This is a genomic window from Hymenobacter caeli, assembly GCF_013294115.1.
GTDB lineage: Bacteria > Bacteroidota > Bacteroidia > Cytophagales > Hymenobacteraceae > Hymenobacter > Hymenobacter caeli.
On the sequence record NZ_JABSNP010000004.1, the window covers coordinates 207,112 to 220,495 of the forward strand.

The 13,384-nt window shown below is 68.0% G+C and carries 12 protein-coding genes; 5 read left to right on the forward strand and 7 right to left on the reverse strand.

The window, feature by feature from the left end; translation table 11 throughout:
• Positions 1-128: 128 nt before the first annotated feature.
• Entirely contained in the window at positions 129-1,064 is a 936-nt protein-coding gene (locus HNP98_RS06175; RefSeq protein ID WP_173809168.1) for an EamA family transporter, read from the forward strand.
• 247 nt (positions 1,065-1,311) lie between these two features.
• Complete coding sequence (locus tag HNP98_RS06180; protein ID WP_173809169.1) at positions 1,312-1,866, forward strand: histidine phosphatase family protein; 555 nt, start codon at positions 1,312-1,314, stop codon at positions 1,864-1,866.
• Positions 1,867-2,060: 194 nt separating this feature from the next.
• Here the strand turns inward: HNP98_RS06180 and HNP98_RS06185 are convergent, their stop codons facing one another.
• Positions 2,061-4,718 (reverse strand): TonB-dependent receptor, encoded by a 2,658-nt coding sequence (locus tag HNP98_RS06185; RefSeq protein ID WP_217425665.1) that lies wholly within the window; start codon positions 4,716-4,718, stop codon positions 2,061-2,063.
• 113 nt (positions 4,719-4,831) lie between these two features.
• Positions 4,832-5,191: a winged helix-turn-helix domain-containing protein gene (locus HNP98_RS06190; protein WP_173809170.1), complete on the reverse strand. Its 360-nt coding sequence runs from the start codon at positions 5,189-5,191 to the stop codon at positions 4,832-4,834.
• Between the two features lie 81 nt (positions 5,192-5,272).
• Between HNP98_RS06190 and HNP98_RS06195 the strand changes: the two genes are divergently transcribed.
• Positions 5,273-5,794 carry a hypothetical protein gene (locus HNP98_RS06195; RefSeq protein ID WP_173809171.1) on the forward strand — a complete coding sequence of 174 codons (522 nt, stop codon included), beginning with the start codon at positions 5,273-5,275 and terminating at the stop codon, positions 5,792-5,794.
• A gap of 42 nt (positions 5,795-5,836) precedes the next feature.
• On the opposite strand, the gene HNP98_RS06200 is transcribed toward HNP98_RS06195, so the two are convergent.
• Together HNP98_RS06200 and HNP98_RS06205 are read right to left on the reverse strand one after the other, a co-directional pair.
• Positions 5,837-6,661: an alpha/beta fold hydrolase gene (locus tag HNP98_RS06200; protein WP_173809172.1), complete on the reverse strand. Its 825-nt coding sequence runs from the start codon at positions 6,659-6,661 to the stop codon at positions 5,837-5,839.
• 131 nt (positions 6,662-6,792) lie between these two features.
• Entirely contained in the window at positions 6,793-8,130 is a 1,338-nt protein-coding gene (locus HNP98_RS06205) for an NAD(P)/FAD-dependent oxidoreductase (RefSeq protein ID WP_173809173.1), read from the reverse strand.
• Positions 8,131-8,238: 108 nt separating this feature from the next.
• On the opposite strand from HNP98_RS06205, the gene HNP98_RS06210 reads away from it, so the two are divergent.
• Entirely contained in the window at positions 8,239-8,691 is a 453-nt protein-coding gene (locus HNP98_RS06210) for a DUF2141 domain-containing protein (RefSeq protein WP_173809174.1), read from the forward strand.
• A gap of 33 nt (positions 8,692-8,724) precedes the next feature.
• Here HNP98_RS06210 and HNP98_RS06215 read toward each other — a convergent pair whose 3' ends face one another.
• The 3 genes from HNP98_RS06215 to HNP98_RS06225 all read right to left on the reverse strand — a co-directional run bounded on the left by HNP98_RS06215 (position 8,725) and on the right by HNP98_RS06225 (position 12,281).
• Positions 8,725-9,987 (reverse strand): glutamate-5-semialdehyde dehydrogenase, encoded by a 1,263-nt coding sequence (locus tag HNP98_RS06215; RefSeq protein WP_173809175.1) that lies wholly within the window; start codon positions 9,985-9,987, stop codon positions 8,725-8,727.
• A 129-nt stretch (positions 9,988-10,116) separates the two neighbouring features.
• Positions 10,117-11,208, reverse strand: a complete 1,092-nt coding sequence (gene proB / locus HNP98_RS06220; protein WP_173809176.1) for a glutamate 5-kinase — start codon at positions 11,206-11,208, stop codon at positions 10,117-10,119.
• Positions 11,209-11,276: 68 nt separating this feature from the next.
• Positions 11,277-12,281 (reverse strand): aldo/keto reductase, encoded by a 1,005-nt coding sequence (locus HNP98_RS06225; protein WP_173809177.1) that lies wholly within the window; start codon positions 12,279-12,281, stop codon positions 11,277-11,279.
• Positions 12,282-12,544: 263 nt separating this feature from the next.
• On the opposite strand from HNP98_RS06225, the gene HNP98_RS06230 reads away from it, so the two are divergent.
• Positions 12,545-13,255, forward strand: coding sequence for a DsbA family oxidoreductase (locus tag HNP98_RS06230; protein WP_173809178.1), 711 nt, complete (start codon positions 12,545-12,547; stop codon positions 13,253-13,255).
• The last annotated feature ends 129 nt before the right edge of the window (positions 13,256-13,384 follow it).

Sequence of the window (13,384 nt, forward strand, 5' to 3'; positions counted from 1 at the left end):
CCCAAAATATATTTCTTATCCGCTTTCCAAGCGTGCCCCCGGCCTGCAACGCCCTCGCCAGGCCGCGCCTCTGCTGGAAATAGGCGTTTTTTACGGCTTCAACCGGTACGGCCCGTGGCCGCGTTTCTATGCCTGTTTCTTCCAAGCCGTCGCGCGCGGCGCTATTCACGGCTTTTGCCCTGGTTTACGTCATCTGGGGTTCCACTTACCTGGGCATTCGGTTCGCCATCGAGAGCCTGCCGCCGCTGCTGATGGCCGGCACCCGCTACGCCCTGGCCGGGGGCCTGCTCTACGGCGTGATGCGGCTGCGCGGGGCCCCGCGGCCGCCGTTGCGCAGCTGGGGGCGGGCCTTGCTGATCGGTATTTGCCTGCTCACCTTTGGCAACGGCGGCGTGACACTGGGCGAGCAGTATATCCCGTCGGGGCTGGCGGCGCTGCTGGTGGCCACGGTGCCCATGCTGCTGGCGCTGCTGGGCTGGGCCAGTGGGGTATCGGGGCGGCCCACGCCGCTGGCGGCCCTGGGCCTGGGGCTGGGCCTGGCGGGCGTGTACTTGCTGGCGCGGGCCGCGGGCGGGAGCCACGCCGTGGCGCTGCCGGGCCACGAGGCCCTCGGCATCGGGTGCGTGCTGACGGCGGCCGTGGTGTGGGCCATCGGCTCGCTCTACGGCAAGCGGCACCGCGCGGCGGCCTCGCCCTTCGTGGCCGGCGGCATGCAAATGCTGTGCGGGGGCTTGGTGATGGTGGTGCTGGGCCTGGCCCGCGGCGAAGCCCAGCAGTTGCACCTGGCGGCGGTCAGCGCCAAGTCGTGGTGGGCGTATGCATACCTGGTCACGTTCGGTTCGCTGGTGGCTTTCACGGCCTACGTGTGGCTGCTGCAAGCCGTGGCGCCGGCCCTGGCCGGCACCTACGCCTTCGTGAACCCGGTGGTGGCCGTGGGCCTGGGCTGGGCCTTCGGCGGCGAGCAGCTGAGCTGGCCCATGCTCGGCGGCGGGGCCCTGGTGGTGGTGGCCGTGGGCCTGTTGCTGCTGGGCAGCCGGGCCCCGGAGGCAGCGAAAAAGGGGTAACCCTGGGCGGTAGAGACGCGGCACTGCGCGTTTCAGGGTTGGAACAACTGCTGGGCAGCGATTGAGACGCGAAGTGTCGCGTCTCAATCGCCCAAACCCGTGCTGCCAGCGCCGCGCCCGAAGCGCAGATTAGGTGCGCTTGCCCAACAAACTGCTCTTGAAGCTGTACCCTGCCTATCCAACAATTCCCACCCGTTCCAGCCCGCATGCCTGCCCCACCGAAGTTGATAAATCCCGCTTGTATTTATTGTACCTGCTCAGCCCCTTCGCGCTGAAGGAGCCCGCCCCGGCCAAGCCGCCTGTGCTGCGGGTGGTAATCATTCGGCACGGCGAAAAGCCCGCGGAGGGCGACAACCTGTCCTGCGCCGGCCTGAATAGGGCCCTGGCCCTGCCCGCCGTGCTCAATAAGTTGATGCCCACCCCGCCCGACTTCACCTACGTGCCGCTCATCGGCACCGATGGCAAGGACACGACCACCATCCGCATGTTGCAAACCGTGATGCCCTACGCGGTGCGCCACAACCTGACCATCAACAGCGACTACGCCGTCGACAATGCCAAGGGCCTCGCCAAGATGCTGCGGCGCCAGCGGGGCACGGTGCTGCTGGTCTGGGAGCACAACAACATCCTTGAAATTGCCAAGAAGCTGGGCATCAACACCCCGCTGGCCTGGCCCGACGCCGATTTCGACAGCATCTGGACCATTAGCTTCCACGGCGGCGGGGCCAAGGGCAAGGCCAAGCGCCCCACGCTGGCCAGGAGCAAAGAGCACATCCACCCATCCATTATCTGCCCGGATTAGGGCGGCTGGGAGGTAATTATTGCGGAATTAAAAACAGGCAAAAAGGCCGTCATGCTGAGCCTGTCGAAGCATCTCTCCCGCGGCGGTAAATAATTACTTACGCAGTAGGGATGCTTCGGCTACGCTCAGCATGACGGCCTCTTTTGCTAATTATTCTCACGGCCCAATACACTTGCCAAACCCGGCGGTGAAGGCTACTTCACGCTGTACGTCACGGCCAAATAGTAGAGGCCGCCCACGCTGGGGCCCCCGAGGTAGGTCACGTAGTAGCTGTTGAGGAGGTTGCTGGCCCCCAGCTTGAAGCGCAGGTCCGGGGCGGGCACGGCGTAAGTGATTTGCGCGTCGAGCGTGTTGTAGGCGGGCACGTCGCCGTTCACCAGGAAGGTTTGCGAGTAGTAGTGCTGCTGCCAGCGGTAGTTGAGGCCGAAGCCGAAGTTGCCCACGGCTTTTTCGTTGCCCAGGCTCAGGTTGTAGGCCCAGCGCGGGGTGTTGAAGCCGTCTTCCAGGCCGTCGCCGTTCTCGGTGCGGTCGAGGCGGGCGAAGGTGGCGTTGGCCCCCAGCAGGTAGCCGCCGGCCGCCTCGTAGCGCAGGCCCAGCGAGCCGCCGTAGTTGTACACCTGGCTCTGCGAGTTGGTCCAGAGGCGGTAGCGGGCCTGGCCCGCGCGGGCGCTGAGGGCCGTGGCGATGACGTTCAGGTCGGTGCCGGTGGTCAGGGCCGCGCCGGCGCTGGTCTGGGGCACGTAGGCTTCCACCTGGGCAATGAAGTCGCGGTAGGCGTTGTAGTAGAAGTCCACGTCGGCCTGGAGGCGGCCGCCGGGGCCCAGCGCCGCCTTGTAGCCCAGCTCCAGCGAGCGGATGTACTCGGGCTTGATGTACGTGTAGGGATTTTTGACGAGCGTGCCCTGGTTGGCCAGGATGGCCGCCGCCTTCTTCTGCGCCGCGGTTTGGGTGGAGGTGTTGGCGTTGACGTTGGCCGTCACGGCCGCGTTGAAGGCGTCGATGCTCGTGCGCAGGTAGCTGTTCTCAAACACGCCGTCCGACATCACCCGCAGGCCCCCGATGCGCTTCACCTGCCCGCTGTTCACGTTGCTGAAGCCCTCGAACAGGCTCGGGAAGCGGTAGCCGCTCTGGTAGCTGAGGCGGAAGTTGTGGCGCTGCGTGGGCGAGTACACGGCCGTGAGGCGCGGGTTGAGCTTGGCGCTGAAGTAGTCGTTCTTATCCACCCGCAGCGTGGCCGTGAGGCGCAGCTTGTCGGCCAGCAAGTGGGCCCCGGCCTGCACGAAGCCGCCGGTTTTGCTGTACACCAGCTCGTCGGTGGGCGCGTGTTCCTTCTCGGGGTTGATGAAGTAGTTGCCGTCGGGCACCACGAGGTAGCTGCGGTGGTCGGCCCCGGCCAGCAGGTCGAGGCCCGCGGGCAGGGCGTGGCCGCCGCGCCGCAGGGCTTCGGCCAGGTTCACCTGGGCCTCGGCGTGGGCCAGGCTGGCCCGCACGCGCAGGGCCGCGCCCACGTCCCAGTTGTTGATGTTGGCCAGGTCCTTCAGCTTCTGGTCGAAGGCGGCGGTGCCGGGCTGGTAGCGGCCGGCGTCGGCGGCGGCGCGGGCCGTGGCCAGGGCCTGCGCCACGGGCTGGCCGCCCGCCGTGGCGGCGTTCCAGGCGTTGGTGAAGTCCTGGTTCCAGGCGGCATCGGGCTTGTAGCTGCGGTCGATGTTTTCGGCCGCCGAGCGCAGGTTGTAGCTCTGGCCGGTGGTTTCCTGGGTGAGGTAGGCGCGGGCCTGCACCACGGGCCCGGTCAATTGCAGGGCGTGCTGCTGCAAAAGGTAGCCTTGCAGGCGGAAGCGGTTCGAGCGCTGGTACACGTTGTCGAAGCTGGCCACCCGGTAGGTGTAGCTCAGCTCCGCTTCGGGCCCCACCTTGTAGTGCACGGCCACGTCGCCCTTCAGCGTGCGCAGGTCGTAGCTGGTCACGTCTTTTTCGTCGTAGCCGGTGCGGGCCACCGCGTATTGCTTGCCGCCGAGCGTGAGCGTGCTGCGGTCCGACGACTCGTTGCCGTAGCGGTTCACCTGGTCCGGGGCGGGGTTGTCGGGCCCGAACAAGCCGGTGGTGCTGTTGCCGTTGGGGTTGATGTCGGTCTGGTCGTTGGCCACCCAGTCGTAGCCGCGCAGGTAGGTGCCGTTGATTTTAAAGGCCCACCGGTCCGACAGCGCCTTGGCGAAGCGCACGCTGGTTTCGGAATACGCCTTGGCCCCCACGTTGGGGTCGCCGAGGTGGTTGACGCCCGTTTTTTGCAGCACGCTCAACCCCTGGTACTGGAAGGGGTTGCGGGTGGCGAAGTTGGCCAGCCCGTTGATGGCGTTCAGCCCGTACAGGGCCGAGGCCGTGCCCGGCACGATTTCCACCGACAGAATATCCAAATCGCTCGGCCCCAGCACGTTGCCGATGGCCCCCCCAATGTGCGGGGCCTGGTTGTCCACGCCGTCCACGAGCTGGGCGAAGCGCACGTTGGTGGTGTTGGCGAAGCCCCGGGCGTTGATGACCTTGAAGCCCAGGCTGGGCGTAATCACCTGCACGCCCTTGAGGTAGTCGATGGCGTCGAAAAACGAGGGGGCCGGCGTGAGGCGCAGGGCCCGGGGGTTGAGCTTCTCCACCGTCACCGGCGACTGCAAGATGCTCTCTTCCACCCGCGAGGCGGCCACCACCACCTCGCCCAGGCCCACCTGCGAGCGGGCGGAGTCGGCGCGGGCGGCGGGGCGCGGGCGGGGCCCCGACTGGGCCAGTGCCGCGGGGCCGAGCAAAAATCCAAAGGCAAAAACCGTGGCCGTAGTGCCACACAGGTAACGTAAATTATGCGCCATGCAAGGTTAAAAGGGACAATTCTAAGGGTTATAGTTTGGCAAATATAACGGTGAGCCCGGTCAATTGTTTGCCGGGCCGGGGGCGCGGCGGCGGCATGCTCCCCGAAAACTCTTTATTCGGCCAGCCGCCGGGTTTCCTCGGCCAGAAACGCCTCGAACCGGGCCTGCACGGCCTCGAAGGCCGCCAGGGCCTGCTCGCCCGCGGGCGTGAGGGCCGCGCCGCCGCCGCTTTTGCCGCCGGTTTGGGTGGCCACCAGCGGCTGCCGGGCCTGGGTGTTCATGGAGTGCACCAGGTCCCAGGCCCGCTTGTAGGACATGCCCATGGCCGCCGCGGCCCGCGAGATGGAGCCCGTGGCCCGGATGTGGCCCAGCAATTCGAGCCGCCCGATGCCCAGGAACCGGTCGTCGGGGCCCTGCACCCACACGCGGCCGGCGAGGCGGTAGGCAGCGGGGGCGGGCAGGAGGTCTTTCATGCCCGCAATGTAGCCGCCAGCCCGGCTAGCAAGGCCGCGTCAAGCTTAGCTTTGGGCCACTGCCACTTTTTCGCGCGCCGCATGTTCCGTTGCCTGGCTACCCTGTCGTTCCTGTTGCTTACCGGGGCCCTGGCCCGCGCCCAGGTCATTGCCGACCCCGCCCGGGCCCTGGCCGCCCGCGACACCCTGCTGCGGCAGGCCGAGCAGCTCCGGCAGCAGGTGCAGCAAACCAGCCCGCGGCTCGCCACCAACGCCCTGGGCCGCCCCCGGCGGCGCACCCAGGTAAGCGGCTTCACGGCGCGGGGCGGCCGGCGGCCGGCGGCCCGCCCGGGGGAAGCGCCGCTGGGGGCCGCCCGCCCGGTGCTCATTTTCTGGAGCCAGCAAACCCGCTACCACCGCAACGGCCGCGTGCAGGAGCGGTTCTACGCCACCGTGAACAACCGGGTGCTGTTCGACGAGCGCCGCCTGAACGGCCGCGTGGTGTGGCTCGTGGTCAGCCAGGCCCCGGGGCCCGGCCGCGTGGCTGCGCGGCACCGGGGCCTCCTCCTGGCCGGGTACGTGGCCCTCGACGGGCAGCAATACGCCCTGCCGGCCGCGCCGTAGCGGCCCCGGCAGGGCGTATAAGTTTGTTTTCCAGCAGAAGAGTTAAGCCGCTACCCGCTCGGGCAAAAAGTGGGCGATGGCCGCCAGGGTTTCGGCGGGGGCGGTGAGGTGGGCGCAGTGGCCGGTGGTGTCGATAATGCGCAGCTGGCTGTCGGCCAGCTGCTCGTGCAGGTACCGGCCCACGGCGAGCGGCACGATGACGTCGCGGGCGTTTTGCAGAATCAGGGCCGGCGTGGCCAGAAAGGGCAGGTCGAGGCGGTGGTCGCAGAGGAAGGTGACGCGGGCCAGCTGCTGCGCCAGCTCGGGGTTCGAGCGGCAGAAGCTGTTGGTCAGCTTCATCACCAGCTCGGGTTGGTCGGGGCCCAGCAGAACCGGGGCCAGGGCCCCGGCCCAACCGGTGTAGTTGTTTTCCATGGCCGCCAGCAGCTCGTCGATGTCGTGCTGGGCGAAGCCGCCCACGTAGCAGTCGTCGTCGATGAAGCGCGGCGAGGGGGCCAGCAGCACCAGCCGGTCGAAGCGTTCCGGCTCGCGGACGGCGGCCAGCACCCCGATCATCGCGCTGACCGAGTGGCCCACGAACACCACGTTGTACAGCGCCAGCTCGCGCAGCACCGCCAGCAGGTCGGTGGCGTAGCCCTGGAGCGAGTCGTGGCGGGCGGGGTCGTAGGCGGTGGGGTCCGACTGCCCAAAGCCCAGCAGGTCGAAGCACACCACCTGGTACTGGGGCTCGAAGGCGGGCACGAGCAAGTGCCACGTGCTTTGGTCGGCCCCCAGGCCGTGCAGGAAAACGATGGCCGGGGCCCCGGGGCCCGCGCCCGTGACCCGCACGTTGTGGCGCTGGACGGGCGAGAAAAAAGTAGTAGTCATGGGTTTCAACTTAAGATAGGTGAATAAAGCCGCGTTTCCTGCCCAATTTTCCTATTGCCCGTTGAAATAGGTAAATCGCGCGACTAAATGTAGGTATCTCTCGTTAAAATTTCATCACTTCACTTTTTTTATTACACGATGGCCTTGCCAGCCGTGGAAGCGGCGTTCACCACGGGGTCGGCCTTCACCCGCCCGAGGATGTAGCGCAACCCCTTGTCCTGGCTCCAGTAGTTCCAGGCCCAAGTAAAAGCCACGGCGATGCGGCTGCGGTAGTTCACCAGGGCAATGACGTGCACCAGGCTCCAGGCCATCCAGGCCAGGAAGCCGCCGAGGTGGTACTCGCGGCCGAACAGCTTGAGGTCGGCCACGGCGCGGTTGCGGCCAATGGTGGCCATGCTGCCCTTGTCGGCGTACTCGAAGGGCTGCATCAGCTGGCCGCCCAGCAGGCGGGCGAGGTTTTGGCCCAGCAAACGGCCCTGCTGCAAGGCGGGCTGCGCCACCTGGGGGTGGCCGTCGGGGTAGGCGGCGGTTTTCATCAGGGCGATGTCGCCGATGGCGAACACGTTGTCGTAGCCCGCCACGCGGTTGTGCTCGTCCACCTGGTAGCGGTTGCCGGGCCCCAGGCACGCCGGGCCGAGGCCCGCCACGGGGGCCCCCGTCACGCCCGCCGCCCAAATGAGGGTGCGCGTAATGAGCTGCTGGCCGTTGTTGAGCGTGGCCGTGTAGCCGTCGTACGACTTCACCCGCGCGTCGAGCCACACCTGCACCCCCAGGGCCCGCAGGTCCAGGAGGGCCTGCGCCGAGGCCTCGGCCGACATGCCCTTGAGCAGCACCGGCCCGCTCTGCACCACGTGGATGTCCATCTCCCGGAAGTCCAGCTCGCGGTAGTCCTTCGGAAACACGTGGGCCCGCAGCTCGCTCAGGGCCCCGGCCATTTCCACGCCGGTGGGGCCGCCGCCCACAATCACGAAGTCGAGCAGGCTGTTGAGCTTTTCGGCGTCGCCGAGCTGCAGGGCCTGCTCGAAGTTGGCCAGCACGGTGTTGCGCAGCTCCAGGGCGTCGCCCACGCTCTTGATGGCGATGGCGTGGCGCTGCATCTCGGCGTCGCCGAAGTAGTTGGCGGTGGCCCCGGTGGCCAGCACCAGGTAGTCGTAGCGCAGCAGGCCGATGCTGGTTTCCACCACCTGGGCCGTGGCGTCGATGGCCTGCACCTCGGCCAGGCGGAAGTAGAAGTTTTTCTGGCGGCCCAGCGTTTTGCGGAACGGGGCCACGATGTTGTCGGGGGCCAGCCCGGCCGTGGCCACCTGGTAGAGCAGCGGCTGGAACGTGTGGTAGTTGTGCTTGTCGATGAGCACCACCTGCACCGGCACGCCGGCCAGCGCCTGGGCCAGGGCCAGGCCCCCAAACCCGCCCCCGATGATGACCACCCGCGGCTGGCCCAAATCGTCAATCTTCGTCAGTCCTTCCATAAATGTAAAGATGCAGCGGGGCGCACCGCGGGCCCCGTCCGGCGAACTCTTTCGCGGCGCCCCCACGTTACGGCCGAACCCCATTGCCCGTTCACTGATTCCCGCGATATGAAGGCTTTGCTGTTTTTTTCGCTGCTGCTCGGCGGTGGCGGGCTGCCCGGCACCGCCGGCCCGGCCCCCGCGCCCCGGGCCGAAACCGTGGCCGTGACGGTGGTGGTAACCAACTTGCGGTCCACGGAATCGGTGGTGAAGCTCAACTTCTACAACGCCCCCGACAAGTTCCTCAAGGCCGGCCAGTCGGCGCTGCGGCTGGCGGTGAAGCCCAACGGCAAAACCGAGATTTCGGTGCCCGTGGAGCTGGCCAGGGGCGAGTGGGCCGTGGCCCTGTCGCAGGACACGAACGACAACGGCCGGATGGACCGCAACTTCCTGGGCATCCCCACCGAGCCCTACGCGTTTTCCAACAACGTGCGCCCCCACCTGTCAGCCCCCAACTTCGAGCAGTGCAAGTTCCTGGTCGAGGGCGGCGGTAAAGTCGTGAGCATCACCCTGGTGCCGTAAAGCCGCGCCGGCCGCGCCGCCGGAAGAAGGGGGTCAGGCCCGCACCTGCCCGTCGCCGCGCACCAGCCACTTGTAGCTCGTCAGCGCTTCCAGGCCCATGGGGCCCCGGGCGTGCAGCTTCTGGGTGCTGATGCCAATTTCGGCCCCCAGCCCGAACTGGGCCCCGTCGGTGAAGGCCGTGGAGGCGTTGGCGTACACCGCGGCCGCGTCCACGCGCTGCAAAAAAGTATCGAGGTGGGCCGGCGTTTCCGACACGATGGCCTCGCTGTGGCGCGAGCCGTGGCGGGCAATGTGGGCCAGGGCCCCCGCCAGGTCGGGCACGGTGCGGATGGCCATGCGTAAAGACAAAAATTCGGTGCCGAAGTGCGCTTCGCCGGCCGCGGCCAGCAGCGCGGCGGGGTAGTGGCCGGCCAGCGCGGCGAGGGCCGGCGCGTCGGCAAAAATTTCCACCCCGGCCGCGGCCAGCGGGGCCGCCAGCGCCGGCAAATCAACCAGGCGGCTTTCGTGGATGAGCAGGCAGTCGAGCGCGTTGCAGACGCTCACGCGGCGGGTTTTGGCGTTGGCGACGATGGCCGCGCCCTTGGCCAGGTCGCCGCTCGCGTCGAAGTAGGTGTGCACCACGCCGGCCCCGGTTTCGATGACCGGCACGCGGGCATTTTGGCGCACGTAGTCAATCAGCCCCTGGCTGCCCCGCGGAATCACCACGTCCACCCAGCCCACGGCCCCGAGCAGCGCGGCCGTAGCGGCGCGGTCGGGGGGCAGCAGCGTGGCCGCGGCCGGCGGCAGGCCGTGGCGGGCCAGCACGGGCCCCGCCACGGCCAGGGCCGCCGCGTTGGAGTGCGCCGCGTCGGAGCCGCCCTTCAGCAGGCAGGCGTTGCCGGTTTTCAGGCACAGCGCCAGGCTGTCGAAGGTCACGTTGGGCCGCGCCTCGTAGATGATGCCCACCACGCCCAGCGGCACCCGCACCTTGCTCAGGTGCAGGCCGTTGGGCAGGGTTTGCTCGCTGAGCGCCTGGCCCAGCGGCGAAGGCAGGGCGGCCACGTTCTCCAGGTCGGCGGCGATGCCGGCCAGGCGCTCGGCGCTGAGGCGCAGGCGGTCGTGGCGCGGGTCGGCGGCGGGCATCAGGGCCAGGTCGCGGGCGTTCTCGGCCAGCAAAAACGGCGTTTCGGTGCGCACGGCGGCGGCCAGCTCGCGCAGCACGGCATCGGTGGCGGCGGGCGCGCAGGCCGCCAGCGCGTAGCTGGCGCGCTGGGTGGCGGCAAACAGGGCGGGGTAGTCGGTGGCGGTGGCAGTCATGGGCAGCGGAGTGAAAGCCCGGCAAAGAACGGCCCGGGCGGCCGGCTTCTCGCCGCCGGGCGGCCGTTGCGTTCAGGCCACCCCGGGGCCCCGGTGACAAACGAGCCGCCGCCCGTTCGCAGCCGGGCCCTACGCCTCGGGGTTCAAAAACAGGTAATCGTAGTGCACCAGCGGCTTTTTGTGCTGCTGGCCCAGCCACTCCAGGGCTTTGTCGGCCCCGTACTCGGCTATGCCCAGGGCGAAGGGCTGGCCGGTGGCGTCGTCGGTCAGCCGCACGATGTCGCCCTTCTGGAACGGGCCTTCGATGGCCACCACGCCCACCGGCAGCAGGCTGCTGGCGTGGCCGGGCGCGGTGAGGGCGGCCCGGGCCCCGGCGTTCACGCGCACCACGGCCTGGGCCGCGGCCTGGGCGTGGGCCAGCCACTTCTTGCGGCCCGAGGCCGTTTTGCCCGGCCGAAACCAGGTGTGCACGGCGGTGCCGGCCAGCACGGCGGGCAGGATGCCGGCGGTGCGGCCGTTGGCAATGTGCACGCCGATGCCCAGCTTGGCCACCTTGTGGGCCATATGGCACTTGGTGAGCATGCCGCCGCGCCCAAACTGCGAGCGTTGCGTGGTGATGAACCCCGCGAAGCCCGTGGCCCCCGGCGCAATTTCCTGAACCACCCGCGAGCCCGGGGCCGCCGGGTCGCCGTCGAAAATGCCGTCCACGTTGCTGAGGATGATGAGCGCATCGGCGTTGAGCTGGGCGGCGATGAGGCCGGCCAGCTCGTCGTTGTCGGTGAACATCAGCTCGGTGACGGCCACCACGTCGTTCTCGTTCACGATGGGCACCACCTGCTGCTGGAGCAGCTCCAGGAAGCAGTTTTGCATGTTCTGGTAGTGCCGGCGGTCGCGGAAGTCTTCCTTCGTCACCAGCACCTGGGCCCCCAGCAGGCCGTGGGTGGCCAGGCGCTCGGCGTACAGGCCCAGCAGCTTCACCTGGCCCAGGGCGGCCAGCACCTGGCGGCTGCGCACGGCGTCGGTTCTGGGCGGTAGGGTGAGCAGGCTGCGCCCGGCCGCCACGGCCCCCGACGATACCACAATGATTTCCAGGCCCCGGGCGTGCAGCGCGGCCACCTGGGCCACCAGCTCGGTGAGGCGGGCCAGGTCGGGCAGGCCGTCGGGCCGGGTGAGGACGTTGGAGCCGATTTTGACGACGAGGCGGCGGTAGGGCAGGGGCATGGACACAAAAAAAGGCGCGGCCAAAGCTAGCCGCGCCTTTTCAATTTTCGGGGGCGGGGCCCCTGGCCCTAGGCGGCGGCCGCGGCCGGTTCCAGGGCCCGCAGCTGCTTGCCGATGAAGTCGATTTCCTCGAACGAGAGCGGCACGTCGATGGCCCGGGCGTTTTGCACGGCCTGCTCGGGGTTGCGGGCCCCCACCAGCGTCACCGTGATGCCGGGCTGCGCCAGCGTCCAGCGCAGCACGAGCTGGCCGAGGGTGGCGCCCTTGGTTTCGGCCAGGGGCCGGATTTTGTTCAGGAACTCGTTCACCCGCGTCACGCTCTCGGGCCGGAACATTTTGTTGGTGCTGCGCAGGTCGCTGGCGTCGAAGTGCTGGCCGGGCTTCATCTTGCCCGTCAGCAGGCCCAGCTGCAAGGGGCTGTACACCAGGATGCCCTTGTTGTTGGCCCGGCAGTACGGCACCACGTCCTTCTCAATGTCGCGCCGCAACATGCTGTACGGCACCTGGTTGGAGGCCAGCTTGATGGTTTTTTCGGCCTCCTCCATCTGCGCCACCGAGTAGTTGCTCACGCCCACGGCCCGCACCTTGCCCTGCTCCACGAGGCGCTGCACGGCTTCCATGGTCTCGTCAATCGGCGTGGTCACGTCGGGCCAGTGCTGCTGGTAAAGGTCGATGTAGTCGGTGCCCAGGCGGCGCAGGCTGTCCTCGCACTCCTTGATAATGCTGGCGCGGCCGGCGTACTTGTACACGTCGATGTCCTCGCCCTGGTTGTTTTTGCTCTTCATGGCGAAGTCGCCCTGGGCCAGGTCCCAGCGCATGCCGAACTTGGTGAGCACCTGCACCTTGTCGCGCGGCAGGCTCTTGATGGCCTCGCCCACAATCTCTTCGCTCAGGCCCTGCCCGTAGATGGGGGCCGTGTCGATGCTCGTCACGCCCAGGTCGTAGCTGGCGTGGATGGCGCCCACGGCGTCGTTCTGCTCGGTGCCGCCCCACATCCAGCCGCCGGCCGCCCAGCTGCCGAACGTGATGCGCGAAACCTTGACGCCGGAAGCGCCCAATTCTTGAAATTCCATGATGGTGAGGAGTTGATAAACGAATGAAAAGGCTTCCAAGCCCGAACCCGTTTTACCCGGTTCCGGTGCAAAACGTTGCCCCCGGTTTGCGCAAGCTGAACCCTGGCGGGCTTGGAACGGCTGGCCCCCGCGGGCCCGGCGCCCGGCCAGGTACCCGGCGCGGCGGGGGTGAACATTCGGGCCCCCGGTGCTTGTTACCGGATAATGAACCGCCGCGCGGGTCCGCGCCGCTGGTTTTTTCAACCCCGCAACTACTTGTAATTATGAAAGTTGAAATCTGGTCCGACGTGGTGTGCCCGTTCTGCTACATCGGCAAGCGCCGCTTCGAAGAGGGCCTCCGGCAGTTTGGCCACCCCGAAACGGTGGAGGTGACGTGGCGCAGCTTCCAACTCACGCCCGACTTCGTGCCCGAGCCCGGCGTGAGCATCCACGCGTCGCTGGCCGCCAAAAAGGGCGTTTCCCTGGCCGAGGGCCGCAAAATGAACGATTACATGGCCGGCGTCGCCAAGGAAGTGGGCCTGCACTACGACTTCGAGCGTGCCGTGCCGGCCAACACCTTTCTGGCCCACCAACTCATTCACCTGGGGGCCCACCACGGCCGCCAGGATGCCACCAAGGAGCGCCTGATGGCCGCCTATTACACCCAGGGCCGCGACCTGAACGACGTGGACACCCTGGTGCAACTCGGTTCCGAAGTGGGCCTCGACGCCGCCGAGATTCGCCAGGCGCTGGCCGCCGGTACATACGCCGAAGCCGTGCGCTACGACGAGTACCAGGCCCAGCAAATCGGCGTGCAGGGCGTGCCCTTTTTCGTATTCGAAGACAAGTACGCCGTGTCGGGGGCCCAGCCGGCCGAACTGTTTACCGAAGTACTGAACAAGGTGTGGGAAGAGGCCCAGCCCGCCCGGCCCCAGCTGGTGGCCGTGGCCGGCGCCGCCGATGGCCCCGCCTGCGGCCCCGACGGCTGCGACTAAGCGCGGCCGGCCGGCCCTTTGCAACGGGCCCCGCCAGCAATGACGGGGCCCGTTTGGCGTTGGGGCCCCGGGGGCTTCATCCGGCGTCCACCCCCAAACGGCTTATCCTCGCGTTGGGGGGCCAAATCC

Coding starts and splice junctions, on each gene's coding strand:
- HNP98_RS06230 (WP_173809178.1), top strand. CDS start 12,545: ATGAAAGTTGAAATCTGGTCCGACGTGGTGTGCCCGTTCTGCTACATC.
- HNP98_RS06190 (WP_173809170.1), bottom strand. CDS start 5,191: ATGAAAGACCTCCTGCCCGCCCCCGCTGCCTACCGCCTCGCCGGCCGC.
- HNP98_RS06225 (WP_173809177.1), bottom strand. CDS start 12,281: ATGGAATTTCAAGAATTGGGCGCTTCCGGCGTCAAGGTTTCGCGCATC.
- HNP98_RS06175 (WP_173809168.1), top strand. CDS start 129: ATGCCTGTTTCTTCCAAGCCGTCGCGCGCGGCGCTATTCACGGCTTTT.
- HNP98_RS06185 (WP_217425665.1), bottom strand. CDS start 4,718: ATGGCGCATAATTTACGTTACCTGTGTGGCACTACGGCCACGGTTTTT.
- HNP98_RS06210 (WP_173809174.1), top strand. CDS start 8,239: ATGAAGGCTTTGCTGTTTTTTTCGCTGCTGCTCGGCGGTGGCGGGCTG.
- HNP98_RS06195 (WP_173809171.1), top strand. CDS start 5,273: ATGTTCCGTTGCCTGGCTACCCTGTCGTTCCTGTTGCTTACCGGGGCC.
- proB (WP_173809176.1), bottom strand. CDS start 11,208: ATGCCCCTGCCCTACCGCCGCCTCGTCGTCAAAATCGGCTCCAACGTC.
- HNP98_RS06215 (WP_173809175.1), bottom strand. CDS start 9,987: ATGACTGCCACCGCCACCGACTACCCCGCCCTGTTTGCCGCCACCCAG.
- HNP98_RS06205 (WP_173809173.1), bottom strand. CDS start 8,130: ATGGAAGGACTGACGAAGATTGACGATTTGGGCCAGCCGCGGGTGGTC.
- HNP98_RS06200 (WP_173809172.1), bottom strand. CDS start 6,661: ATGACTACTACTTTTTTCTCGCCCGTCCAGCGCCACAACGTGCGGGTC.